The 25,840-nt window shown below is 31.4% G+C and carries 20 protein-coding genes; 14 read left to right on the forward strand and 6 right to left on the reverse strand.

The window, feature by feature from the left end; translation table 11 throughout:
- Nucleotides 1–977: 977 nt before the first annotated feature.
- Complete coding sequence (locus tag AWN65_RS11795; protein ID WP_060383346.1) at nt 978–1,922, reverse strand: Rpn family recombination-promoting nuclease/putative transposase; 945 nt, start codon at nt 1,920–1,922, stop codon at nt 978–980.
- 968 nt (nt 1,923–2,890) lie between these two features.
- Between AWN65_RS11795 and ubiE the strand changes: the two genes are divergently transcribed.
- Nucleotides 2,891–3,622, forward strand: a complete 732-nt coding sequence (ubiE, locus tag AWN65_RS11800) for a bifunctional demethylmenaquinone methyltransferase/2-methoxy-6-polyprenyl-1,4-benzoquinol methylase UbiE (protein WP_060383347.1) — start codon at nt 2,891–2,893, stop codon at nt 3,620–3,622.
- A 3-nt stretch (nt 3,623–3,625) separates the two neighbouring features.
- Complete coding sequence (porT, locus tag AWN65_RS11805; RefSeq protein WP_060383348.1) at nt 3,626–4,330, forward strand: type IX secretion/gliding motility protein PorT/SprT; 705 nt, start codon at nt 3,626–3,628, stop codon at nt 4,328–4,330.
- On the opposite strand, the gene AWN65_RS11810 is transcribed toward porT, so the two are convergent.
- Nucleotides 4,327–5,055 carry a TrmH family RNA methyltransferase gene (locus AWN65_RS11810; protein WP_060383349.1) on the reverse strand — a complete coding sequence of 243 codons (729 nt, stop codon included), beginning with the start codon at nt 5,053–5,055 and terminating at the stop codon, nt 4,327–4,329. The two genes, porT and AWN65_RS11810, sit on opposite strands and share 4 nt — an antisense overlap.
- Nucleotides 5,056–5,084: 29 nt before the next feature.
- Between AWN65_RS11810 and tamL the strand changes: the two genes are divergently transcribed.
- The 3 genes from tamL to accD all read left to right on the forward strand — a co-directional run bounded on the left by tamL (nt 5,085) and on the right by accD (nt 9,681).
- Nucleotides 5,085–7,652 (forward strand): translocation and assembly module lipoprotein TamL, encoded by a 2,568-nt coding sequence (gene tamL / locus AWN65_RS11815; protein WP_060383350.1) that lies wholly within the window; start codon nt 5,085–5,087, stop codon nt 7,650–7,652.
- A 41-nt stretch (nt 7,653–7,693) separates the two neighbouring features.
- Nucleotides 7,694–8,761 (forward strand): class II fructose-bisphosphate aldolase, encoded by a 1,068-nt coding sequence (gene fbaA, locus AWN65_RS11820; RefSeq protein ID WP_060383351.1) that lies wholly within the window; start codon nt 7,694–7,696, stop codon nt 8,759–8,761.
- Nucleotides 8,762–8,826: 65 nt separating this feature from the next.
- Nucleotides 8,827–9,681, forward strand: a complete 855-nt coding sequence (accD, locus tag AWN65_RS11825; RefSeq protein ID WP_060383352.1) for an acetyl-CoA carboxylase, carboxyltransferase subunit beta — start codon at nt 8,827–8,829, stop codon at nt 9,679–9,681.
- 676 nt (nt 9,682–10,357) lie between these two features.
- Here the strand turns inward: accD and AWN65_RS11830 are convergent.
- Nucleotides 10,358–11,614: an ABC transporter permease gene (locus AWN65_RS11830; RefSeq protein WP_060383353.1), complete on the reverse strand. Its 1,257-nt coding sequence runs from the start codon at nt 11,612–11,614 to the stop codon at nt 10,358–10,360.
- Between the two features lie 110 nt (nt 11,615–11,724).
- Between AWN65_RS11830 and purH the strand changes: the two genes are divergently transcribed.
- The 8 genes from purH to rodA all read left to right on the forward strand — a co-directional run bounded on the left by purH (nt 11,725) and on the right by rodA (nt 21,775).
- The gene (gene purH, locus AWN65_RS11835; RefSeq protein WP_060383354.1) at nt 11,725–13,257 is read left to right on the forward strand and encodes a bifunctional phosphoribosylaminoimidazolecarboxamide formyltransferase/IMP cyclohydrolase; all 1,533 of its coding nucleotides are present in this window, start codon (nt 11,725–11,727) and stop codon (nt 13,255–13,257) included.
- 404 nt (nt 13,258–13,661) lie between these two features.
- Nucleotides 13,662–15,260 (forward strand): coiled-coil domain-containing protein, encoded by a 1,599-nt coding sequence (locus tag AWN65_RS15280; protein ID WP_060383355.1) that lies wholly within the window; start codon nt 13,662–13,664, stop codon nt 15,258–15,260.
- A gap of 111 nt (nt 15,261–15,371) precedes the next feature.
- Complete coding sequence (locus tag AWN65_RS11845) at nt 15,372–16,022, forward strand: peroxiredoxin (protein WP_060383356.1); 651 nt, start codon at nt 15,372–15,374, stop codon at nt 16,020–16,022.
- Between the two features lie 121 nt (nt 16,023–16,143).
- Nucleotides 16,144–17,172, forward strand: a complete 1,029-nt coding sequence (locus AWN65_RS11850) for a rod shape-determining protein (protein WP_014164948.1) — start codon at nt 16,144–16,146, stop codon at nt 17,170–17,172.
- Between the two features lie 64 nt (nt 17,173–17,236).
- The gene (gene mreC, locus AWN65_RS11855) at nt 17,237–18,067 is read left to right on the forward strand and encodes a rod shape-determining protein MreC (RefSeq protein ID WP_060383357.1); all 831 of its coding nucleotides are present in this window, start codon (nt 17,237–17,239) and stop codon (nt 18,065–18,067) included.
- Complete coding sequence (locus AWN65_RS11860; protein ID WP_060383358.1) at nt 18,060–18,566, forward strand: hypothetical protein; 507 nt, start codon at nt 18,060–18,062, stop codon at nt 18,564–18,566. Before mreC ends, AWN65_RS11860 begins: the two co-directional genes overlap by 8 nt.
- Before the next feature lie 3 nt (nt 18,567–18,569).
- Entirely contained in the window at nt 18,570–20,519 is a 1,950-nt protein-coding gene (gene mrdA, locus AWN65_RS11865; RefSeq protein ID WP_060383359.1) for a penicillin-binding protein 2, read from the forward strand.
- The gene (rodA, locus tag AWN65_RS11870) at nt 20,519–21,775 is read left to right on the forward strand and encodes a rod shape-determining protein RodA (RefSeq protein ID WP_060383360.1); all 1,257 of its coding nucleotides are present in this window, start codon (nt 20,519–20,521) and stop codon (nt 21,773–21,775) included. The genes mrdA and rodA overlap by 1 nt, the downstream gene beginning before the upstream one ends.
- 4 nt (nt 21,776–21,779) lie before the next feature.
- Here rodA and AWN65_RS11875 read toward each other — a convergent pair whose 3' ends face one another.
- A complete protein-coding gene (locus tag AWN65_RS11875) occupies nt 21,780–22,562 on the reverse strand; it encodes a DNA/RNA non-specific endonuclease (protein ID WP_060383361.1) in 783 nt (260 codons plus the stop codon).
- Between the two features lie 75 nt (nt 22,563–22,637).
- Between AWN65_RS11875 and AWN65_RS11880 the strand changes: the two genes are divergently transcribed.
- A complete protein-coding gene (locus AWN65_RS11880) occupies nt 22,638–23,189 on the forward strand; it encodes a hypothetical protein (RefSeq protein WP_060383362.1) in 552 nt (183 codons plus the stop codon).
- On the opposite strand, the gene AWN65_RS11885 is transcribed toward AWN65_RS11880, so the two are convergent.
- Nucleotides 23,184–24,095, reverse strand: a complete 912-nt coding sequence (locus tag AWN65_RS11885) for a GYDIA family GHMP kinase (protein WP_060383363.1) — start codon at nt 24,093–24,095, stop codon at nt 23,184–23,186. The two genes, AWN65_RS11880 and AWN65_RS11885, sit on opposite strands and share 6 nt — an antisense overlap.
- A gap of 21 nt (nt 24,096–24,116) precedes the next feature.
- Entirely contained in the window at nt 24,117–25,433 is a 1,317-nt protein-coding gene (locus AWN65_RS11890; RefSeq protein ID WP_060383364.1) for a hydroxymethylglutaryl-CoA reductase, degradative, read from the reverse strand.
- Nucleotides 25,434–25,840: the final 407 nt, after the last annotated feature.

The following is a 25,840-nucleotide window of genomic DNA, read 5'->3' on the forward strand; positions in this document are numbered from 1 at the left end:
GAGTTTTATAATCAATACTATGTGATTTCTCCCTTTGGTCGAAATGACAAGATTGCAAATTTTTTGGGCAGTCTCAAGGTTAAAAAAATAGTATTATGAGGAAATTTCAAAGTTAGATGGTATAAATCAACATGCGGTTTGTTTCTCCTGCGTAATCCTGCGTGAGGAGGAGTCTTATAATCAACATTATGTGATTTCTCCCTTTGGTCGAAATGACAAGATTGTCAGCTTTTTGGGCAGTCTCTAGGTTAAAAAAATAGTATTATAAGTAAATTTCAAAGTTAGATGGTATAAATCAACATGCGGTTTGTTTCTCCTGCGTAATCCTGCGTGAGGAGGAGTCTTATAATCAATACTATGTGATTTCTCCCTTTGGTCGAAATGACAAGATTGCAAATTTTTTGGGCAGTCTCAAGGTTAAAAAAATAGTATTATGAGGAAATTTCAAAGTTAGATGGTATAAATCAACATGCGGTTTGTTTCTCCTGCGTAATCCTGCGTGAGGAGGAGTCTTATAATCAACATTATGTGATTTCTCCCTTTGGTCGAAATGACAAGATTGTCAGCTTTTTGGGCAGTCTCAGGGGTAAAAAAATAGTATTATAAGGAAATTTCAAAGTTTAAATGGTATAAATAAACATGCGGTTTCTTTCTCCTGCGTAATCCTGCGTGAGGAGGAGTCTTATAATCAACATTATGTGATTTCTCCTTTTGGTCGAAATGACAAGATTGCGAATTTTTTGGGCAGTCTCTAGGTTAAAAAAATAGTATTATGAGGAAATTTCAAAGTTAGATGGTGTAAAAAAACAAAATAAAATAACTTCAAAAAAAGAGGCGTTTATGCCTCTTGTATATTCTTAAATTTTTACCTATAAATCCCCATAGTGAGCGAAAGTGTAAGCAGTTGCTTTCAACACGAGTTTGATTGTTAGCTCTTCGAGCCCAACGAAACCTTAGCTGTTGGCGGTAGTGCCTTATTATAATTTGTTGATTTCTTCTTTGGTTAAGCCTGTTGCCTGCGTAATGATTTCTACTGAAACACCTAATCTTTTTAAGGATTTAGCCGTTTCAATTTTTCCTTCAATTTTTCCTTCAATTTTTCCTTCAATTTTTCCTTCAATTTTTCCTTTTATTTCTCCTTTTATTTCTCCTTCAATTAATCCTTCCATCTTTCCTTCAATTAATCCTTCCATCTTTCCTTCGTCGAAAGCAGTGTCGATAACGCCTTTTAGATCTCGGTAAACTTTAAGGCTGCTCTCGTATTTGTCTAAATCTAATTGCCCGAAATTTGCCAATTCTGCTTTTTCAAAGGCTTGGGTAAATACTTCGTCTTTGAAAATTGTGGGAATATTTTGAAAATCTTCCAAGTTTTTGATGAAATATAACCATTTGTCTAAACGGGAATTTAATTGGTTTTCCTGTTTGTCAAAATTGGGCATTTCTAAGTAGATATAGGTCAGTTTATCGTAAAATACTTTTCCGTTTTGGTTTTTTAGTTTGATGGTATGCACTACTTCGCTTCTTTCGGGTTCTGTTTCGTAATCGTCGAAGGTGAAATCTAAAACACCTACGCAATAAACCGCTTTCAAATTATAGTTCCATTCGCCTTTTTCGGCTTGTTCTCTAATGGGAAATGTGGAGTAATAGATGGTTCTTTCTTTGAAGTAGTTTTGCTTGGCTTTTTGGAGTTCTACGATGAATTTTTCGCCTTTTTCGTTTTCGCAATAGATGTCGTAGATGGCTTTTCTATCGAGGTCACTCTGCCCGAGTTGCTCGGTGTTTTTAAAAGAAAGTTCTTTGATCTGGTCATATTCTGGCAACAAGGCATTGAGGAAGTCGATAAGTAGGTTTTTACTGGCTTCTTCCCCAAATATCTTCTTAAACCCAAAATCCGTAAAGGGATTGATGTATTTTGCCTTCATGTTCTCAACTTGTTTTCTTTGTCAAATTTACAAAAAATAATCTTTGATGTTGATCTTAAATTTCGGAGGATTCTGGTTGAGTATATAATTAAAATCATCGTTCGTTCGAGCGTGAAGCGCATCGAGAATCAAGACTAATTTTTATTGCTTTTGTAGGATAGTGTCTAAATTAACATGCGGTTTGTTACTCCGACGTGAGGAGGAGTCTTATAATCAACATTGTGTGATTTCTCCCTTTGGTCGAAATGACAAGATTGTCAGCTTTTTGGGCAGTTTCAGGGTTAAAAAAATAGTATGATGAGGAAATTTCAAAGTTTAAATAGTATAAATCAACATGCGGTTTGTCACTCCTGCGTAATCCTGCGTGAGGAGGAGTCTCATAATCAATATTATGTGATTTCTCCCTTTGGTCGAAATGACAAGATTGTCAGCTTTTTGGGCAGTCTCAGGGGTAAAAAAGTATTATGAGGAAATTTCAAAGTTAGATGGTATAAATCAACATGCGGTTTGTCACTCCTGCGTAAGGAGGAGTTTGATAATCAATATTATGTGATTTCTCCCTTTGGTCGAAATGACAAGATTGCAAATTTTTTGGGCAGTCTCAAGGTTAAAAAAATAGTATTATGAGGAAATTTCAAAGTTAGATGGTATTAGGTGATAAAAATTTATCACAAACAAAAAATTTTTGAACCTAAAAAGCACTCTTATTTTTATCCTTAGTATAATAAAACCACATCTACAAAAGAAAAATTTCCTTCATTTTATTTTCCCCCTTCTTTACTCATAATTTAGGTTAAATATGTATTATTTCAAAATAACATTAATTGAGTTTAACATTTCAAAAAACTTTTCTTCTCCAAAAGAACACAACAATAAATAAGCCTCAATTTTCACGCCTCTTATTTATCAATCAACAACCTTATTCCTCATTCAAAATTAAATTTTATATTTGCTTCAAATATTTTCTTATGTCAATTAGTACAAAACCTTATAAAAATTCTGACTCAAGCAAAAAAGAACAAGTATCTAAAATGTTTGATACGATATCTCATGAATACGACAGCTTAAATCGCGTGATCTCATTCGGGATAGATGTGCAGTGGCGAAAAAATATTGTAAAATTAGTAAGCACTATTCGTCCTAAAAAAATACTAGATATAGCTACAGGAACAGGGGATTTAGCCATCTTAATGAAAGATACAAAAGCTGAAAAAATTATAGGTTTAGATATTTCTGCAGGAATGCTAGAAGTTGGTCGAGAAAAAATAAACAAAAAGGGGTTATCTAATCAAATTGAACTCATATTAGGCGATTCTGAAAATATTCCTTTCGAGGAGAACAGCTTTGATGCTATAACAGTAAGTTTTGGCATTCGAAATTTTGAGAATTTAGAAAAAGGTCTTTCCGAAATTTACAGGGTATTAAAACCAGAAGGTATTTTTGTTATTCTAGAAACTTCTGTCCCTGAAAAATTCCCTTTTAAACAAGGTTATCATTTTTACACTCAAACGATTATGCCTTTAATAGGAAAAATATTCTCTAAAGACAAAGTAGCTTATCGTTATCTAGCAGATTCAGCATCTATTTTTCCTTATGGAGAAACGTTAAACAATATTTTACAAAAAATTGGGTTTATAGATGTAAAGCATGCTCCACAAACTATGGGAGTTGCGACAATTTATTCTGCTTCAAAAAAATAAAAAATGAAACAATATTTAATATTATTACTATTTGCATTTCCTGTTTTAGGTCAATCTCCTTTTACCAAACACATGTTTGCAAAAAAACCATTAATCAATCTAGCTAATTTTGATAAACAGCGAATTCATTTTGGTTTTTTCTTAGGATTTAATAATTATGATTTTAAAATCAGCAAAAAGCAAAATGGACAAGATGTTATTGTAGATAGTCAAACAGGTTTTAATGTAGGACTAATAGCCAACCTAAGGCTACACGAACATATTGATTTACGTTTTGAACCAGGATTACATTACGGACAAAGAAATCTTCATTTTCCTAATATGAAAGAAAGTCGAGATGAACTCAGAGAAGCAAAATCAACTTACATTCATTTCCCCCTTCTTTTGAAATTTTCATCAAAACGTACAGGAAATATCAAACCTTATATAGTAGGCGGTATTTCTAGATCTATCAATTTATCTAGCAACGCTGAATCTCTAGATGATAATTTTGCTAACCGCTTTAGAATGATTAAACAGAGTAATAACTATGAGTTAGGAGCTGGTATTGACATTTATCTTGAATATTTTAAATTTTCACCTTCTATAAGAGGCATTTTCGGGTTTAATAATGAAATAATCCCTGACAACAATCCTAATAGTCCATGGACTGGAAATATTGATAGTATGAATACAAGGGGTATTTTCATAAATTTTGCTTTTCATTAAAAAGTCCTCTTAAACTCACTTAAAACTATTGCAGTAGCTGTAGCTACATTCAAACTTTCCGTTTTTTGTAAATCGCCAAATTGAGGTATTGCTATTTTATGCGAAACTTTATTTTCTATTTTTTTGGAAATACCGTTTGCTTCATTACCTAAAACAATTATACCTTGCTTAGAAAGCTCTTCTTTATATATATTATTACCCTCCATAAAAGCCCCATAAATAGGAAGTTTTGTTGTACTCAAAAATGATTCTAAATCAATATAATGAACATCAACTCTAGCTATAGATCCCATGGTGGCCTGTACCACTTTTGGATTATATAAATCTACCGTTTCTTTAGTACATACAATCTGAGCAACACCAAACCAATCACAAAGTCTAATTATCGTACCCAAGTTACCTGGATCTCTAATATCATCCAGTGCTACTATAAGTCCTGTTTCTTTCAACAATTGATCTTTTGGAATTCTAAATAAAGCTAAACAATTATTTGCTGTACTTAAAGCACTCATTTTATTTAATTCAGCAACAGACACTAACATTTTAAATTTAGCAGGCAATTCTTCAAATAAATTTTCTGTCATATACAAATACTCTAGCTCAAACTTAGATTCTAAAAGTTCACGAATAACCTTGATTCCTTCCGCTAAAAACAAGCCGTATTCTTTCCTGTATTTTTTTTGTTGTAAACTAGAGACAAGTTTTATTTGGTTTTTGCTAAGCATAAATGTATTTTTGAATTAATTTTTTTGATTTGAACAAAATCCCTACAAAAATATCAATAATTATTGTATTAGCAGTACTTTATACCGCATGTAGCACGGTAAAAAAAGTTCCTGCTAAAAGACATTTATTAATTAAGAACACTTTAGAAGTTGATGGTATCAAATTCAAAACTAATGAAGATGGAATTATTGAACAAATAAATCAACAACCTAACAGCTTTATTTTAGGTTTTAATTTAAGATTACATCTATATAATTTAGCAAAGGAACATACAGACTCTCTTTTTAAAAAAAATACATTAGATAATCCAAAAAAATACAAAAGATTATCCAAATGGCTATCCGAAAAGCAGGTTCATAGACTAGGAAAATCTTTTTTTTATTCTGGGATTCATAATTTTCTTAAAAAAACAGGAGAGCCTCCTTTTTTGGTAGATTCTCTTAAAACAATTAGAAATGCAAAAAACATAGAAGCTTGGTATCAAAACCAAGGTTATCTGCGCGCCAAATCTTCCTATAAAATTAATTATCTAAAAAACAAAAAAGCAACTATTGAATATTCCGTAAAAAAGGGCAGACCTTATATTTTAGATACAATCCATACAAACATAATCAATAAATCTATTGACTCTTTATATAAAAAAACAACACAAAAATCCTATACTAAACAAAAAAAACAGTATAAAGAAAGTGATTTTAGCAATGAAATAAATAGGCTCACTCAGTACTTCAAAAACAATGGCATATATGATTTTCAACAACAAAATATTGAATTTGAAATTGACACAGCTGATTACAAAGTACCTGTAACAATAAAAATAACCGATCGAAAAGTAAAAAAAGGAGATTCTACAATTACAAAACCTTATGAAATAAAAAAAATAGGAAATATAAAAATCAATATAATTAACAAACCTAAAAAAGGTTTTTTTATAAAGGAGATCAAAGACAGTCTAACCTATAAAAGTTACAATTTTTATAGTAACGAAAAAATTAGACATAGAGCCAAAGCTATAACAGATGCTATTTTCATACAAAAAGATAGTGTTTTTAGCGATTTTAATAGAACACAAACATTACGTTCTTTAAGCAATCTACGTGTATTTAATTTCCCTAATATCATCTTTACAGAAAATTCTAAAGATAAAACTCTTACAACTAACATTACACTTATCCCTAAAGAACGATTTAGTTTTAGAGCAAGTGCTGATTTTACTCATTCTAACATACAAGATTTTGGTATTACAGGAAACACATCTGTTCTTATAAATAATATTTTTAGAGGGGCTGAAATTTTAGAAATTGGAATAAAAGGAAATCTAGGATCATCTAAAGATTTTGCAAATCCAAAAAAATTATTTTTCAATATTCAAGAATATGGAGCAGATTTAAAATTATCATTTCCTAGAATATTTTTTCCTCTTAACACAAAATCCATTATCCCTAAATCTATGTTTCCTAGTACTCTTATAAGTGCTGGTTTTTCAAAACAACTTAATATTGGTTTGGATAAAGAAAGTGTTACAGGAACTATAAATTACAGTTGGACTCCTTCTCCTAAAACTAATTTTAAATTAGATTTAGCGAATTTACAATATATAAAAAACGTTAACATCAATAATTACTTCAATGTATACACATCAAGTTATGAACAACTCAATCAGCTTGCTAAACGATACAATCATTATCCAGAAATAGTCGACGATCAAAATAATTTATCAATAGAAAATGGAGGACCTGATTTATTCATGAAATATGTTTTTGAAGGGCTTTATCCTGAACTAAATGAAAATATTCAAGACTTACGAACAATTCAAAGTATTCTAGAAAGAAAAAAAAGATTAACCGAAAACAATCTCATTCTGTCTAGTAGCATCAGTTACAACAAAACCTCCCAAACAGATATTTCTGATAAAGAGTTTTACAGTATTAAGACAAAACTGGAATCAACAGGAAATATTATGTCCTTCATAGCTGACATAAGTAAAAGACCTAAAAATGCTAATGGACATCGAAATATATTAGGACTTGAATACTCACAATATATAAAAGGAGAATTAGAATATATTAAACACTGGGATTTAAGAAATAATGTATATATAGCTTTCAGAGCCTTTGGAGGACTTGCAATACCCTATGGAAATTCAAACTCTATCCCTTTTACTCGAAGTTATTTTGCAGGAGGTGCTAATGATAATCGCGCTTGGCAATCATATAGTTTAGGCCCAGGAATATCAAACACAATAAATGATTTCAACGAAGCAAATATGAAATTAGCATTTAACACTGAAATCCGTTTTAACATTTTAGGTCAGCATCATGCCGCTTTATTTGCTGACTGCGGCAACATCTGGAATGCCAATATTGGAAAAGCATACGAAATAGACGAAGAAAAAGTATTTAAAAATATTAAATCTTTAGAAGGTCTTGCATTAGGAACAGGAATAGGCTATCGCTATGATTTTAATTTTTTCATACTACGATTAGATTGGGGATTCAAAACATATTCACCCAATCTTAATCAAGGAAGTCGTTGGTTAACAGAATTCAACATAAATAAATCTCAATTTAATATAGGCATTAATTATCCATTCTAAATAAATTTGTAATTTTGTCCATCTTTTAAAAAAACAAACAAATGACACACAACATAAAATCAGGTGTAGCAACTGGTGATCAAGTACAAGAAATTTTTAACTATGCAAAAGAAAAAGGGTTTGCTTTACCCGCGGTGAATGTAGTAGGTTCTAGTACTATTAATGGAACTATAGAAACAGCCGCAAAATTAAAAGCCCCTGTAATTATTCAATTCTCTAATGGAGGTGCTGCTTATAACGCAGGAAAAGGTCTTTCTAATGACGGACAACAAGCCGCTATTTTAGGCGCAGTAGCTGGAGCAAAACACATCCACACTTTAGCAGAAGCTTACGGAGCTACCGTTATATTACATACGGATCATTGCGCTAAAAATTTACTTCCTTGGATTGATGGTTTATTAGACGCTTCTGAAAAACATTTTGCAGAAACAGGTAAACCTTTATTTTCTTCACACATGATTGACCTATCAGAAGAACCTATAGAAGAAAATATAGAAATATGCAAAGAATATTTAGCTAGAATGAGCAAAATGGGCATGACTCTTGAAATAGAATTAGGTATTACAGGTGGTGAAGAAGATGGCGTAGACAATTCGCATGTGGATAGCTCAAAACTTTATACACAACCAGAAGAGGTAGCTTATGCGTATGAAGAATTAATGAAAATATCGCCCCGCTTTACAATTGCTGCTGCTTTTGGAAATGTACATGGTGTATATAAACCTGGAAATGTAAAGCTAACTCCTAAAATACTTAAAAATTCACAAGAATACGTTCAAAACAAATTCAATACAGGAAATAACCCTGTAGACTTTGTTTTCCATGGAGGATCAGGTTCTACACTTGAAGAAATAAGAGAAGCTATTTCTTATGGGGTAATTAAAATGAATATCGATACTGATTTACAATTTGCATTCACCGAAGGAATACGCGACTATGTAATTTCTAAAATTGACTATTTGCGAACTCAAATTGGTAATCCAGAAGGTACTGATGCTCCAAATAAAAAGCACTATGACCCTCGTAAATGGGTTCGTGAAGGCGAAATAACTTTCAATAAAAGATTAGAACAGGCTTTTGCCGACTTAAATAACATAAATACTCTTTAATTATCAGTTATAGTTATGAATTAAACCAACAATTCAAACTTATAACTTTAAACTCATAACTAATTATGGCTTGGTTTAAAAGAAAAGAAAAAGGAATTACGACTCCTACTGAGGCAAAAATGGATGTGCCTAAAGGTTTATGGTACAAATCGCCTACAGGAAAAATTGTAGACGCTGATGAGTTAGCCAGAAATTTATGGGTAAGTCCTGAAGATGATTTCCACGTACGTATAGGAAGTGCTGAATATTTCCAGATACTATTTGACAACAATCAATTTACTGAGTTAGATGCTAATATGACAGCTAAAGACCCTTTAAACTTTGTCGATTCTAAAAAATATTCTGATCGTTTAGTTGATACCATTAAAAAAACGCAACTTAAAGATGCTGTACGCACAGGAGTAGGAAAATCAAAAGGAAAGGATCTTGTGGTTTGTTGTATGGACTTTGCCTTTATTGGTGGATCTATGGGAGCTGTTGTGGGCGAAAAAATTGCACGTGGTATTGACCATGCTATCAAAAACAGAATCCCTTTTGTCATGATTTCAAAATCAGGAGGAGCGCGCATGATGGAGGCTGCTTATTCACTTATGCAATTAGCCAAAACATCTGCTAAATTAGCTCAATTGGCAGACGCAAAAATCCCTTACATTTCATTATGTACAGACCCTACAACAGGTGGAACCACTGCATCATACGCCATGTTAGGAGATATTAACATAGCTGAACCTGGAGCGTTAATAGGTTTTGCTGGACCTCGTGTAGTACGAGACACTACAGGAAAAGATTTACCTGAAGGATTTCAAACATCTGAATTTGTACTAGACCATGGATTTTTAGATTTTATTTCACATAGAAAAGATCTTAAAAACAAAATAAATCTATATATTGATTTGATTTTAAATCAAGAAATACGATAATTAAAGAAGTTATCCAAAAAGCAGTTTAACATTTTTAATTACATCTTCAATAATCAAAAGAAGGTTCATTATCAACATTCTGTTTTTTGCTTCACCTCTATTACTTCGTTTGAATCTCTATCTATAAAAAGAATCAAACGAAGTATTTTTTTTAACGACAATTCTTCTTTTAAAGATATCTGTGTTTCCCTACTCTAATTCTAATACCATTTAAACTTAAAATATACTAGATTAAAAAATAAAATTCTCGATATGTTTTTTTCATTTTAAAACAACCCTAACAAACGATTGAGTATATAATTGAAATCATCATTAGTTCGAGTGCGAAGCGCATCGAGAATCAACACTAATTCTTATTGCTTTTGTAGGATAGTACCTAAATCAACATGCAGTTTGTTACTCCTACGTAAGGAGGAGTCCCACAATCAACATTATGTAATTTCTCCTTTTGGGCGAAAGATTGCGAACTTTTTAGACAGTCCCAAGGTTAAAAAAATAATATTATAAGGGTATTTCAAAGTTTAAATGGTATAAAAACACCTTTATTTCTTCAAATATATTAAAGCTACGGTAATACATACTGCTGACCCTCGACAATATATTTTTTTTAAATAACTAATTTCAATATAAACTTGATGTAAAACAAGATTTAAGAATCAACCAAATCTAAGAAAAACTACATTCCACTTCTAATTGCCTCTACAGGATCTAATTTTGAGGCCGAAATAGCGGGTAATATCCCAGCTATTAAACCAATAATAATAGCTAAAAATGTTCCAAATAAGATATTTGAGAAACTCAGAACAAAATCAAAATCTAATACCTGTGTCAACCCTAAAGTAACTAACCAAACAAATATAATCCCTATTACACCTCCAATTAAACATAAAACAATTGCTTCAAACAAAAATTGCAGTAAAATAAAACGATTTTTAGCTCCCAAGGATTTCTGTATTCCTATTAAATTTGTACGTTCCTTTACCGATACAAACATAATATTAGCAATACCAAAACCACCAACTAGTAAAGAAAAACCAGCTATTATCCAACCTATCAAATTCATCTGCGAAATTAACCCATCCAACATATCAGTTGCTCCTTTTATAAAATTCAAAAAGAAATTATTGATTTGCCCGTGACTTAACCCTCTGTAAGTTCTCATTTTTTGAACAATTTCACCTTTCACTTCCGCTTCACTTACTCCTTCAAGGGGTTTAATAATAATAACAGGCATAAACTTTTCATTATTATCACTATAAAGAGCTCGTACTTTATTTAAATTAAGATATACACTCCCATCTGGATTTTCCCCAAAATTAATCATACGATTCCCTACTTTTCTTAAAACCCCAAACACTTTAAAACGCTGTCCGTATATTCTAATTTCTTTCCCTATTGCTGACATACCATCAAAAAGAGTTTGTGCTACTTCAGCTCCAATTACCACACCACCAGTACTCGAATTAGACTCTTGTTCATTAAAGAACCGTCCTTCTAAAAAATCTAATTTGTTAATATCTATATACTCATAAGTACAAGGTACAATTCCTACGTTAGTCATTGTTTTATCCTCAAACTTCACAGTTTCACGTTTGGTAAAATACTGATAACAAATCCCTTCTATTTTAGAGGTATTCTCTTTCAAATAACGATATTCATCATAGGTAACTTTAGGAAATTGCTCTATTTTCCAATCAGGAACATCCGTAGGTGAAAAAGAATACTTAAATAAATACACTGCACTATTATCTAAACTCCCCACATCCTTTTTAATTTTCTGATCCAATGAATCTACAGCTGATAAAATAGTTATAATAGAAAAAATTCCAATGGTAACACCTAATAAAGAAAGTAATGTTCTTAACTTATTATTGCGCAACGCATTCACAGCAAAACTAAAGCTCTCTTGAAGCAATCGTAGGTATATGATCATAACGTTTTTATTTATTGGTACTAAATTATTCTCTTTTGTTACAATTCTAAAATCTAATTTTGAATAGCTCTCAAAAAAAACTATTTTTGTCCTTTAATCACAACAACACAATGAATACTACTAAAACAATTCAATCGGCATTGATTTCAGTGTTCGACAAGACGGGTCTTGAACCTATCGTAAAAAAATTACACGAACAAAATGTTACAATTTACTCTACAGGAGGAACTGAAGAATTTATCTTAAATTTAGGAATACCTGTTGTACCTGTAGAAGAAATAACTCAGTACCCTTCTATCTTGGGAGGTCGTGTTAAAACTTTACATCCTAAAGTTTTTGGAGGTATCTTAAACCGTCAAGAAAACGAGAATGATGTAGCACAAATGCAAGAGTATGCAATTCCTCAAATTGACTTAGTAATAGTAGATCTCTATCCTTTTGAAAAAACCGTTGCTTCAAAAGCTAGTGAAGCTGAGATAATTGAAAAAATAGATATTGGTGGAATTTCTCTAATAAGAGCAGCTGCTAAAAACTTCAAAGATACAGTTATCATTCCTTCTATTAGCGAATACAATTTATTATTAGAACTTATTAGTAATCAAAACGGAGCAACCACTTTAGAACAACGCAAAAAATTTGCTATTAAAGCCTTTAATATTTCTTCTCATTATGATTCGGTTATTTTTAATTATTTTAACCAAAATCTCGAAGAACCTGTTTTAAAAATTAGTGACACCAAAGGAGAAGTTCTTCGTTATGGGGAAAACCCTCATCAAAAAGGATTTTTCTTTGGCGACTTAAACAAAATGTTTAACAAATTAAATGGCAAAGAATTATCATATAACAATTTATTAGATATTGATGCAGCAGTAAATCTAATAAGTGAATTTAAAAATGACGCTCCTACATTTGCCATCTTAAAACACAACAATGCTTGCGGCATAGCTACTCGCACAACTATAAAAGAAGCTTATTTAGATGCTTTGGCTGGCGACCCTACCTCTGCTTTTGGAGGCGTTCTAATAGCCAACAACACAATTGACGTAGTAACTGCAAACGAAATCAATAAACTATTCTGCGAAGTAATCATAGCCCCTGCTTACAACAATGAGGCAATAGAAATACTAAAAGAAAAGAAAAACAGAATCATATTAATACAAAATCCTGTTGATTTACCCAAAACTAATGTAAGAAGCTGTTTAAATGGCACCTTAGTTCAAGAAAAAGATTTAATAACAGATTCTAAAGAATTTTTAAAAACAGTAACAACATCTATTCCTACAGAAAAAGAAATAGAAGACTTATTATTTGCTTCGAAAATCTGTAAACACACCAAATCAAACACTATTGTTTTAACTAAAAACAAACAATTATATGCCTCAGGCACAGGACAAACTTCACGTGTAGATGCCTTATGCCAAGCAATAGAAAAAGCAAAATCATTTAATTTTAATTTACAAGGTGCTGTTATGGCAAGTGATGCGTTCTTTCCTTTTCCTGACTGTGTTGAAATTGCCCATAAAGCAGGTATTACATCCGTAATCCAACCAGGCGGATCAATAAAAGATGAATTAAGCATAGCATACTGCAATGAAAACAAAATGTCCATGGTCTTTACAGGCACGAGACATTTTAAACATTAAAAATAATTTTTAAAACAAACATCCTACCCTTGTCAATTTAAATTGACAAGGGTTTTAAAAAAAAATAACATTTTTAACTTTTTACTAACAATATATATATCCATAAATAACCGTTATTTCCTCTATATAACTTATTTTTGCAACGCCCTTAAATACCTCAAATGATTTTTACATTGAAATTTGTCTAATACAATTTCTAAACACGTGTATACACTAGCATCAATATCACAATACTCGTTTGTATAACTTAAAAATCACAAAAAAATCCTTAAAAAAGAGGAAAAATTCCAAACAAAACCAACCATTGTAGCTAAAGAACAATACTAAACATTTTAAAAATCTAATTATCAAAATCTAGATCAAACAAAAAACATAATACTTTTTAAACAAAACAAATCATTATAATGAGAAATTCATTACTCCTTCTTTTTACATTATTTATTTGTAATAACACAAACGCTCAAAACATTTTTCCTACTTCAGGAAATACCGGAATTGGAACGCTAACTCCTTCTCAAAAACTTGAGGTTAATGGAAATGCTATTTTTGACAATCAGTCATCCAATCATACACATATAAAAATTGGTCATGATGCAAATGACAATATCATTTCTGACAATTCAAATGAAAAACACTATGGCGGAGGATATTTCTTTAGAGTACACAACGAAACAATACCACACAAATATATAGATGCTTTACTAATAAGTGAAAATGGTAATATAGGAATAGGTACAGCAACTCCTTCCAATGATCAAGGCTGGGCTAGAGTACTTGATGTAGCAGGCAATGATCATTCTAAAATATTAGTTACCAACTCGAATGCTACATACAAAACAGGAATCTTTTCACACAATAACTGGCATGGAGGAGGAGGCTTCTTAGGAACCGAAAGTAACCACAACCTTCATTTAATAACAGGCTATACGCCCAGAATATCCATACTTACAAATGGAGATACTGGAATTGGAACACTAACTCCTTCTAATGATCAAGGCTGGGCTAGAGTACTTGATGTAGCAGGCAATGATCATTCTAAAATATTAGCTACCAACTCGAATGCTACATACAAAACAGGAATCTTTTCACACAATAACTGGCATGGAGGAGGAGGCTTCTTAGGAACCGAAAGTAACCACAACCTCCATTTAATAACAGGCTACACTCCCAGAATATCCATACTTACAAATGGAGATACCGGAATTGGAACACTAACTCCTTCTCAAAAACTTGAGGTTAATGGAAATATTATTTTTGACAATCAGTCATCCAATCATACACATATAAAAATTGGTCATAATGCAAATGACAATATCATTTCTGACAATTCAAATGAAAAACACTATGGTGGAGGGTATTTCTTTAGAGTACACAACGAAACAATACCACACAAATATATAGATGCTTTACTAATAGGTGAAAATGGTAATGTAGGAATTGGTGGCAAATCATCAAATAATAAATTTGAAGTTTATGGAAACACATCTATAGGAGGAGCTGATTTAAAATTAGGAATGAGTGACGGTCAGGATCAAGGTAAAATATTAGATCAAAGAGCTTTGGTACATGGGAATAACGATGAATTATGGGTTAATTACATGAGCGATTTTGAAGGAGGAACAAGAATAGGTAAAAGCGCAATAATACGAAACAACGGAGACACTGCCTTACAAGGTAGACTTGAAGTAAAAGAAATAAAAATAACAACTACTCCTACAGCGGACTTTGTATTTGAGGAAAATTATAATCTCCCTAAATTAGAAGAAGTAGAAAAACATATTAAAACAAAAAAACATCTACCCGAAATAGCCTCTGCAAATCAAATGCAACAAGAAGGAGTAAATATAGGCGAATTTCAAATAAAACTTCTTCAAAAAATTGAAGAGTTAACTCTTTATTCTATTGAACAAAACAAGAAAATTGAAAAACAAAGCAAGAAAATTGAAGAACAAAACAAAAGAATAATAGATTTAGAAAAACGAATAAACAGCACAAATAAATAACCCCCACAATAAACATCATCATTAATATTAGATATACTAATAAAAAATATCACAAATTTAAGATTTAAAAAAAACAATATTCACATTTTTAAACATTAAAACTAGATCAATATGATATTAATTGACAAAGAATTCCCTAGTATTTCCGTAAAAACAATTCAAAAAAACAAAGGTGTTTCAGAAGTAAACCTTTTTGAATTAGCAAAAAAAGAAAACAAAAAAATATTATTATTTTTCTATCCAAAAGATTTCACATACGTATGCCCTACTGAGTTATTTGCTTTTCAAGAAATCTCAAAAGAACTTGAAGAAAGAAATGTACTATTATTTGGAGCTTCATGCGACACTGTAGAAACACATGATGCTTGGCTACAAACCGATGCGTCTGAAGGAGGAATCAAAGGAATTACATATCCTTTAATCTCTGATTCAAATAGAAATCTTTCTAATATATTAGGTATATTAGATGGAAATAAAAGCATGGAAAATAACCATGAGATCATCATTAATGACAATATAAGTTACAGAGCTACTTATTTAATCAACGAAAAAGGCATTGTATTTCACCAAAGTTTAAACAACATGTCTCTGGGAAGAAATGTATTAGAATTCATGAGATTAATAGAAGGCTATACAAGCATACAAGAAACAGGAGAAGTTTGTCCTGCTAACTGGGAAAAAGGAAAAGAAACTTTTAAAAACGACAGAATCAGTACGGCAAAGTATCTATCCCGATTGTTAAGCAAACAATTCTCTAATTAAAAATAAAAATTGCGTTAAAAAAAATTTTAACGCAATTTTTATTTTCGTATTAACCAAAATATTTTCATACTTTTGCAACTTAGTATATTTTATAAAAACTAAGTAACCCTTAAAAGGAAATATGGGATTTTTTGATTTTATGACCGAGGACATTGCAATTGACCTTGGTACCGCAAACACTCTAATTATACACAACGACAAAGTTGTTATCGATAGCCCTTCCATAGTAGCACGTGACCGTATATCTGGCAAAATTATTGCCGTAGGCAAAGAAGCTAATATGATGCAAGGGAAAACCCACGAAAACATAAAAACAATCCGTCCTTTAAAAGATGGAGTTATTGCAGATTTTGATGCTTCTGAACAAATGATCAAAATGCTTATTAGAAGTATTCCTGCATTGCAAAAAAAATTATTCACTCCTGCTTTACGTATGGTAATTTGCATTCCATCAGGAATAACAGAAGTAGAGATGCGTGCAGTAAAAGAATCCGCAGAACGTGTAAACGGCAAAGAAGTGTACTTAATTCATGAACCAATGGCAGCCGCTATAGGTATTGGTCTAGACATTATGCAACCAAAAGGGAACATGATTGTAGACATAGGTGGAGGTACTACCGAAATTGCCGTAATTGCATTAGGAGGAATTGTTTGTGACAAATCAGTAAAAATTGCTGGTGATGTGTTTACAAATGACATCATTTATTACATGCGTACACAACACAACTTGTTTGTAGGAGAAACAACAGCCGAAAAAATAAAAATCGAAATAGGAGCAGCAATCGAAAATCTAGACTCTCCTCCAGACGATATGTCGGTTCAAGGTCGTGACCTTTTAACAGGTAAACCTAAACAAGTAGAAGTATCATATCGCGAAATAGCCAAAGCCCTAGATAAATCTATTCAACGTATTGAAGATGCCATCATGGAAACTTTATCCCAAACTCCTCCTGAATTAGCAGCAGATATATACAACACAGGTATTTATTTAGCAGGTGGAGGATCAATGTTAAGAGGTTTAGACAAACGTATCTCTCAAAAAACAGACCTCCCTGTTTTTATTGCAGAAGATCCTTTAAGAGCTGTCGTTAGAGGGACAGGAATGACCCTTAAAAACTTAAATAGATTCCGTAGCATTTTAATAAAATAAGATTACGTAATCTTATTTTATTAAAAACACAACATAGTATAACAACCTTTACTATTATTTTACGATGCAGCAAATTCTAAATTTCATTATAAAAAACAGCACTCGATTGCTGTTTTTGCTGCTTTTGGTAATTTCGTTAACACTTACCATTCAGTCCCACTCTTACCATAGAAGTCAGATGGTAAATTCAGCAAATGCCGTTACAGGAAGTGTATACGAAAAAGTAAATGAAGTAGAAACCTACTTTAGTCTACAAAATCAAAATGACAAATTAGCAAAGGAAAATGCTTATTTAAGAAAACTCCTTTTCAATAAAAAAGATAGCGTTTCAATCCTACCAAAAGATTCTATTAAAGGATATGACAAACTAGAGGTAATAAATTCTAGAGTTATTAATAATTCATACAACAAAACTGAAAATTATCTAACCATAAGTTCTGGTTCAACAAAAGGAATAAAACCAGACATGGGAGTAATTAGCAATGAAGGCATAGTAGGAGTTATTGAAAAAACTTCTCCCAATTACTCAACCGTAATTAGTGTATTGAATTTAAAATCTAAAATAAACGCCAAAGTTAAAAGAACGAACCATTTCGGTTCTTTAATTTGGAAAGCAAAAAATGCTGGTTATGCACAACTTATTGAAATACCTAGATTAGCAAGTGTTAAAAAAGGTGACACAATAGTAACAGGTGGTCGTTCAACTATTTTTCCTGAAAACATACCAGTAGGTATTATTGACCGTATCTATATGGATACAGAAACTAATTATTACACCTTAGACGTTCGTTTATTTACAGATATGACGAACCTAAACCACGTATATATAATTAAGAATAAAGATGCTACTGAAATCAATAAACTGGAAGCTGAAACAGTAAAAAAAGATGAATAATACTCTTATATCAAATATAGTTCGTTTTGTACTGCTAGTTGCGGTTCAGGTAATCATTTTCAACAAAATAAACCTATTTGGTTTTGTAAACCCTTTTCCATATATTCTTTTTATACTTTTATATCCTGTCAATACAAATCAAGCAGGATTATTAATAAGTAGTTTTTTATTAGGCCTTTCTATTGATTATTTTGAAAATTCAGGAGGTGTTCATGCTACAGCTTGTTTAATACTCGCCTATTTGAGACCTAGCTTTTTTAAATTTGCTTTTGGATTAAGTTATGAATACCAAACAATACGAATAAATGATCGCCTATCACCCGAACGATTTACTTTTATACTGATTTCAATCATAACGCATCATATTATTCTTTTTACACTTGAATTTTTTAAATTCATATTTATGTTAGATGCTCTGATTCGCACCCTTTTTGCTTCCCTATTTACATTAATAGTAAGCATTATATTTATTTATTTATTTAAGCCTAGTAAACGTTAAAAAATGAGAAAGCTTCTTTTACCTGGTATGATTATAGTTTCTGCTATTCTAATCATAGCAAGGCTTTTTTATTTACAAGTAATAGATGATGAACTAAAACTAAAATCAGAAAACATCTCTATTAAAATAAAATATGACTATCCCGAAAGAGGATATATATATGATCGTAATGGCAACTTACTAGTAGCCAACCAACCCTCTTATGACATTATGGTCGTACCCAGAGAAGTAAAAAAACTGGACACGATTGAATTTTGCAAACTATTAAATATCACTAAAAAAGATTTTTTAAAACGTTTAGAAAAAGCGGTCGTTTATTCTCCTCTACTACCTTCTGTTTTTATGGGACAATTAAATAAGATGGAGTATGCTGCTTTTCAAGAAAAAGAGCGCAAATTTGATGGTTTTTATATTCAAAAACGTTCCTTACGAGATTATCAATTTCATCATGGAGCTAATATTTTTGGATTTATAACACAAGCAAATGAAGCTACAATTACCAAAAACCCTTATTATAAAAGCGGTGACTTACTGGGCAAACAAGGAGTAGAAGAAATGTATGAGGAAATACTAAGAGGTCAAAAAGGAGTAAAGCATATCCAACGCGATCGTTTTAATCGCGAAATTGGACTTTATAAAGAAGGCAAATACGATACAATTGCCATTCAAGGTAAAGACATCACCTTAACCATTGATTCCAAACTACAGGAATATGGTGAATTATTAATGAAAAACAAAAGAGGAGGAATTATTGCTATTGAACCTAAAACAGGCGAAATACTATGCTTAGTAACAGCTCCTACTTACGACCCTGCTATCTTAGTAGGTCGTCAGCGTTCAAAAAACTACACTAAATTATACAATGATTCTTTAGCAAAACCTTTGTACGACAGAGGTTTATTAGCTGAATACCCTCCAGGATCTCCTTTTAAAATCCTAACTGCTCTAGTTGGACTTCAATCTGGCGCAATAAATACTGAAACAGCTGTAGGCTGTCATCATGGATTTAGTTATGGTCGACGATTTATGCGGTGTCACTGTGGAGGTGGTATTCGAAAATTACACATGGGTATTGCTAAATCCTGTAATGCTTACTTTGGAACAACTTATCTAAGAACCCTTGGTATGTTCCCTAATGCCTCTAAAGGAGTTGATTCGTGGAGTGATCATTTAAAGAGTTTTGGATTAGGACAATTTATGGGATATGATTTACCTACGGGAAGAAAAGGTAATATCCCTACCTCTAAAACATACGAACGTTATTACCCTAATGGCAGCTTAAAATCAACCATGATAGTTTCTAATTCTATTGGGCAAGGCGAGATACTTATGACCCCAATTCAATTAGCAAACATGATGGCAACCGTTGCCAATAAAGGCTATTATTATACACCTCATATTATTAAAAAAATTAAAGGCCGACCAATTGACGCTAAATTCAGAACCAAACATACTACTACCATAAACAAAAAACATTTCCCTCCAGTAATTGAGGGATTGGCAGAGGTTTTTAAAACAGGAACTGCTTATTTTTTAGGCGTAGAAGGTATTGAAATATGCGGAAAAACAGGTACCGCAGAAAATTTTGCAAGAATAAACGGGAAAAAAGTCCAATTAGAAGACCATTCTATATTTGTAGCTTTTGCTCCTAAAAACAACCCTAAAATAGCCATGGCTGTTTTTGTTGAAAACGGAGGCTATGGAGCTACCATTGCAGGCCCTATTACCTCATTAATGATTGAAAAATATCTAAAAGGAAAGATTACTAATAAATTTAGAGAAGAAAACATTATAAACAGAAGTCTTCAACATCAATATAATAAATTTACTAGAAAATACATAGACTCCATGTACAGAATTAAGTTACGCAAAGATTCTTTAAATAGAGTCAAAGCAAAACAAAAGCTGGATTCATTAGAAAAAAATACTAACTCAGTTACAAAAACAAATTAATGAGAAATCAAAGTATTGGAAAAAATATTGACTGGATTACAGTATTAATTTATATTCTATTAGTACTAATAGGTTGGGCCAACATCTATTCAGCTGATGTAACACCTGATTCAAGTTATATTTTTGACATTAAACAAAATTATGGAAAACAATTAATTTTCATCTCCTTTACCGTACTAGTAATCATAGTTGTACTTTCTATTGAAGCTAAATTTTACGAACGCTTTTCGAGTGTACTTTATGGGATTTCATTACTTTCCTTAATTGGGTTATTTATAGCTGGTAAAACCATTGCTGGACAAAGATGTTGGTATGCCATAGGGTCTTTTACATTACAACCCTCCGAATTTGCTAAGTCAGCAACAGCTTTGGCTCTTGCAAAATTTTTAAGTGATAGTCAGATTAATTTAAAAAACTTTAATCATCAAGTATTAGGACTTGCTATCCTTTTTATACCCATAGGTCTCATTATGCTACAACCAGATGCGGGTAGTGCACTTATATTCATTACCATGATTTTTGTCCTTAATAGAGAAGGTCTACCCTCTTGGTACCTATGGACAGGCATAGGAGCTATTGTTTTATTTATCATGTCTTTATTATTAAAACCACAATACGTGGTACTCATTGTGTTAATAGGTGTAACGCTACATTTCTACAAATCAAAACCAGTGAGAAGAAATATAGTTGCCAGTTCCATTGTTTTTCTACTAATGTCAGGTTTTAGTATTTCTGTAAATTATGTTTTTGAAAATGTATTTCAACAACATCATAGAGATCGTTTTAATATCCTTTTAGGAAAAGAAGTTGATTTAGCAGGAATAGGTTACAACACCAATCAATCTGAAATAGCTATTGGATCAGGCGGATTATTAGGAAAAGGCTGGTTAGAAGGCACTCAAACTAAAGGAAATTTTGTACCCGAACAACATACAGATTATATTTTTACAACTGTTGGGGAAGAATGGGGTTTTCTAGGATCGACTGTGGTAGTATTATTATTTGCAGGATTATTACTTCGTATTTTATATTTAGCCGAAAATCAACGTACAAAATTTAGTCGAATTTACGGATACGGCGTTGCCTCTGTTTTATTTACTCATTATTTTGTAAACATTGCCATGGTTATAGGTATCTTTCCTACTATTGGAGTTCCATTGCCTTTTCTTTCTTATGGTGGGTCTAGCTTATGGTCTTTTACCATTTTACTTTTTATCTTTTTAAAAATGGACGCAAATAAAGTAAACGAGTGGTAGTGCTTCAAAAACTCCACTCTTTATAATTTTTATTTCTTTCTAAGGTATTTTCTATATCATCAGAAAGTTTAGAAAAAAAATCAATTCCAGTTATTTGCTCTATTTCATCTATTGACACAGTAAATTCATAAAGCGGGCGATTTGAATCTTCATGAGGTATTAAAAAAGCAATTCCTTTATATTTACCCTCTTTTTTATTTAATAATATTTTATAAAAATACTCAGGTACTGTAACTTTTTCTCTCCCTATATGTTTTAATTTTCCAGATAAGATTCCTCCTGTAACTACATATAATCCATTATATTTCTTTGCCCAATATCGTATCTTTTGTTCTAAACGATTCCATATTCCTGCATTAAAATCATTTCTTTGTGGTGTTATATTAGAGGTATAAAACGTTTCATCAAAAGCTTTTTTAGAAAATCGCCTATCCGCTGCGGGGCATAAATGACCACGATCATATCCTGAACGAATATAGTTTTTCCAACTAGCTGATCCACTTTCAACCATTGGATCATCTATAAAATAGGGTCTTTTATGATGTATATATACAATTTCGTTCCTATTTAGTTGATATGCCACCCATTCCGCTTGTTCATCTTTTTCGCTATAAGAAAGCGTATAATACAAATGACGCACCACTTGCCCCGTTTTAGATGTGGGCAATAAAAAATCAGAATTAATTTCTTCTGATACAAAATCATGTTTCTTTATTTCTTCATTCTTCTTACAACTTAAAACAAACCATGATAATAATACAGAATGAATAAAAAATAATCTCTTCATAATTTATTAAAAATAATATTTGTAAATTTAGTAACCTCAAACAGAAAAGTATGAGCTAATTTTAAAAAAAATATTATGAATTTAAAATTTATTTACTCAGGAGTATTTATGCTTATTTCTATAGGAATACAAGCACAAGAAAATACACTTTCTGAATCTGAAAAACAATTAATCATTAAGAAAGAAGATTCTATTGCTAAAATAAAATTAAGTGAAGTACGCGCTCAAAAAGAAGCTAAAAAAATAGCAAAAGAAAAGGAGAAAGCACTAAAAACAGAAAAAGCGCTTAAAGAAGCAGAAGCTGACCGAATTAAAGAAGAACAACGCCGGATAGAACAATTAGAGAAAGACAAAAAAAGAATGGAAAAACAGCTTGAAAAAGCTGAAAAAGAACGCAAAAAAATAGAAGAAGCCAAAAAGGATTTAGCAAAAGCACGTAACAAACAAGAAGAGATCAATCAAGATATTGAGAAAGAACAGAAAAAATTTGACAAACTCAACCAAAAAGGAAAGCTATCTCCTCTAGACATTGAAAAGTGGAATAAAAAAATAGAAAAAATGCGTGAAAAAGCTACTACCCAAGACAAAAAAGTAAAAAAAGCGGAACGTGAATTAGAAAAATTATAAAATAATATCTTTGTAAGATAAAATTACGGTATACCCTTTATCTAAAAAATAGGATAAAGGGTTTTCCTTTGAAACAACCATAACAAAATCCCCTCCCCAAGCTCCTAAACTTTTAACCACACCATTAAAATCCGTAAAAAGTGTCTCTTTTACAGTTTGCTTCTCCAAAATCGTACTCATTTCGATTTCGTGTAATTCTAATGCTTTAGAAAAACTTTCTATTTCAGTTGCATTTATAACTTGTTGAGTAAGTGTATTAATCCTTGGAATTATGGTTTTTATATCAGCTTTCTTTTCATTATATCTCTTAATTGCAGTTCGACTATTTTGTTTTTGATTTAAATAAACAAAATATATCTGATCTATAAAATCTGGAAAAAAATCAGTTTCTATAGTATGGGGTTTTCCATCAATAAGTTGATAAATTATTGGAGAAGAATATTTCGCACATGCAATATCATATCCACTACCTCCAAAACTATTTTTAAGCAATGTAAAAGCATCAATCTCTAACCATTGAGCAATATTATTTATTAGTGTTGAAGAAGTCCCTAAACCCCAAGTTTTTGGAAAAGTTAGTTCTGTTTTTATTTTGTATCCTGAATGTTTTTTAAAAAAATCTTTATTTAACAAGTATCCGTGGTATAGTATTTCCACTAATGTTGTTTTTATCTTATCCTCTTTAAATTCTTTTTTAGCTAGAACCTCTTGCAAACTAAAAGAACTCTCAAACCAGATACTACCATCACTATCGTAACTAGTCCACTCAAAAGTATTAGACAATCCCTCTTCAATTATCAAATTTTGTCCAAACTTTGTAGGCAACGCTAAAGCTTGAGCACCATCTAAAACTACATATTCTCCTGTAATCAATAGCTTACCGTTGCTATAAAAAGTTTGTTTCATAGTTATTTATAAAAAAGTTTTTTACTTTCTAATTTCAGCTAGATAATCTACAACGGCGCTATGTGAAACCGTATTTTTCTCAAAGTATTTCACCACTTTTTTTCGTTCCTCTTCAGTAGCTTGAAATTGGTTTAAAATATTCATCAAGTGCATTTTCATGTGTCCTTGCTGAATGCCTGTGGTAGTTAAGCTACGCAATGCAGCAAAATTTTGAGCTAAACCAGCCACTGCTATCACTTGCATTAATTCTTGGGCGGATGGTTTTTCTAACATTTCTAGGGCTATTTTGACTAAAGGATGCAAAGTAGTTAATCCTCCTACTGTACCTAATGCTAAAGGAATTTCCATCCAGAAAGTAAAGATTCCGTTTTCTATTTTAGCATGAGACAAACTAGAATATCTGCCTTCTTTTGAAGCATAAGCATGAACTCCTGCTTCTATTGCTCTAAAATCATTACCTGTAGCAATTACTACAGCATCTATTCCATTCATGATGCCTTTATTATGTGTAACGGCACGATAGGGTTCTATCTCTGCTATACGAACTGCCTGTACAAATTTTTCGGCGAACTCTTGTGGATTTTCAATATGTTTTTCAGCTAATTCTTCTACTTCACAAGAAACTTCTGCACGAACTAAACAATTTGGAACATAATTAGATAAAATACTCATCACTATTGTGATGTTTTTTTCTTCTTCTGAAAATATTTCAAATACTTGTGCTTCCTTTTTTAATGTTTTCGCAAATTGCTCTAAACATGAATTAATAAAGTTAGCTCCCATTGAATCTTTTGTTTCAAAAGTGGCGTGTAATTGATAATAGTTTTCTAAATCCGTTGTTTTATCACGAAGTATAATATCTAAAATTCCTCCTCCGCGTTTTTGCATATTCTTAGTAATACTTTCCGTTTCGAGAAAAAATTTCGATTTAATTGCATCAAAAAAAGTTTCTAATTTTTGTTTATCTCCTTGGTAAATAAAATGGACTTGTCCTATTTTTTCAGTATTAATAACAGTTGTTTTAAATCCACCACGATCTGACCAAAATTTAGCAGACTTACTGGCAGCAGCCACTACACTACTCTCTTCTACAGCAAAAGGAATAGTATAATTCTTCCCATTAATTATAAAATTGGGTGCTACACCTAATGGTAAATAGAAATTGGTAATTGTATTTTCAATAAATTCATCATGCAATTTTTGTAAAATTGTATCATTATTCCAATATTGTTTAATGATGTCTTTTGCTTCTTCTACATTTGAAAAATGGGTTTCAACTATCCAATTGATTTTTTCTTCTTTTGATAATTTTGAAAATCCGCTAACTGCTTTAACCATTTTATTTTTTAAAATTTTTCTTATTTTTTCTACCTTTGTAATTATAACAATTACTTTGCGTTAGTATTTAACTAAATATCCTTTTAGAAAGTCTTTTACAAAGATTATTTTTATATCATTTAGGATTACAAAAAACAATAATCTATTTAAGTCTAAAATTTTTATTTTCAGACTTCTAATATTCTTTTCATTCTATATTATTTCTCTTAAAAAAACATATAATTCATCAATACCATAAAATCTATTTCTTAACTTCATTGAAGTTTTTTAGAGTTGCCATATAGACATGATTTGAAATCATTGTTGTTGATCACTGGCGAACTATTTGAGGTAACAAAAGTAATCATTTTACACAATAAAGCTACATGTAATCATACTCCTCATACAATCAAAATTAGCTTTTAATA

Source organism: Flavobacterium covae (genome assembly GCF_001534645.1).
GTDB lineage: Bacteria > Bacteroidota > Bacteroidia > Flavobacteriales > Flavobacteriaceae > Flavobacterium > Flavobacterium covae.

Coding starts and splice junctions, on each gene's coding strand:
- AWN65_RS11810 (WP_060383349.1), bottom strand. CDS start 5,055: ATGCTTAGCAAAAACCAAATAAAACTTGTCTCTAGTTTACAACAAAAA.
- mrdA (WP_060383359.1), top strand. CDS start 18,570: ATGAGAAAGCTTCTTTTACCTGGTATGATTATAGTTTCTGCTATTCTA.
- fbaA (WP_060383351.1), top strand. CDS start 7,694: ATGACACACAACATAAAATCAGGTGTAGCAACTGGTGATCAAGTACAA.
- purH (WP_060383354.1), top strand. CDS start 11,725: ATGAATACTACTAAAACAATTCAATCGGCATTGATTTCAGTGTTCGAC.
- AWN65_RS11875 (WP_060383361.1), bottom strand. CDS start 22,562: ATGAAGAGATTATTTTTTATTCATTCTGTATTATTATCATGGTTTGTT.
- AWN65_RS11860 (WP_060383358.1), top strand. CDS start 18,060: ATGAATAATACTCTTATATCAAATATAGTTCGTTTTGTACTGCTAGTT.
- AWN65_RS11795 (WP_060383346.1), bottom strand. CDS start 1,922: ATGAAGGCAAAATACATCAATCCCTTTACGGATTTTGGGTTTAAGAAG.
- accD (WP_060383352.1), top strand. CDS start 8,827: ATGGCTTGGTTTAAAAGAAAAGAAAAAGGAATTACGACTCCTACTGAG.
- mreC (WP_060383357.1), top strand. CDS start 17,237: ATGCAGCAAATTCTAAATTTCATTATAAAAAACAGCACTCGATTGCTG.
- AWN65_RS11890 (WP_060383364.1), bottom strand. CDS start 25,433: ATGGTTAAAGCAGTTAGCGGATTTTCAAAATTATCAAAAGAAGAAAAA.
- AWN65_RS11845 (WP_060383356.1), top strand. CDS start 15,372: ATGATATTAATTGACAAAGAATTCCCTAGTATTTCCGTAAAAACAATT.
- ubiE (WP_060383347.1), top strand. CDS start 2,891: ATGTCAATTAGTACAAAACCTTATAAAAATTCTGACTCAAGCAAAAAA.
- AWN65_RS15280 (WP_060383355.1), top strand. CDS start 13,662: ATGAGAAATTCATTACTCCTTCTTTTTACATTATTTATTTGTAATAAC.
- AWN65_RS11885 (WP_060383363.1), bottom strand. CDS start 24,095: ATGAAACAAACTTTTTATAGCAACGGTAAGCTATTGATTACAGGAGAA.
- porT (WP_060383348.1), top strand. CDS start 3,626: ATGAAACAATATTTAATATTATTACTATTTGCATTTCCTGTTTTAGGT.
- AWN65_RS11830 (WP_060383353.1), bottom strand. CDS start 11,614: ATGATCATATACCTACGATTGCTTCAAGAGAGCTTTAGTTTTGCTGTG.
- AWN65_RS11850 (WP_014164948.1), top strand. CDS start 16,144: ATGGGATTTTTTGATTTTATGACCGAGGACATTGCAATTGACCTTGGT.
- AWN65_RS11880 (WP_060383362.1), top strand. CDS start 22,638: ATGAATTTAAAATTTATTTACTCAGGAGTATTTATGCTTATTTCTATA.
- rodA (WP_060383360.1), top strand. CDS start 20,519: ATGAGAAATCAAAGTATTGGAAAAAATATTGACTGGATTACAGTATTA.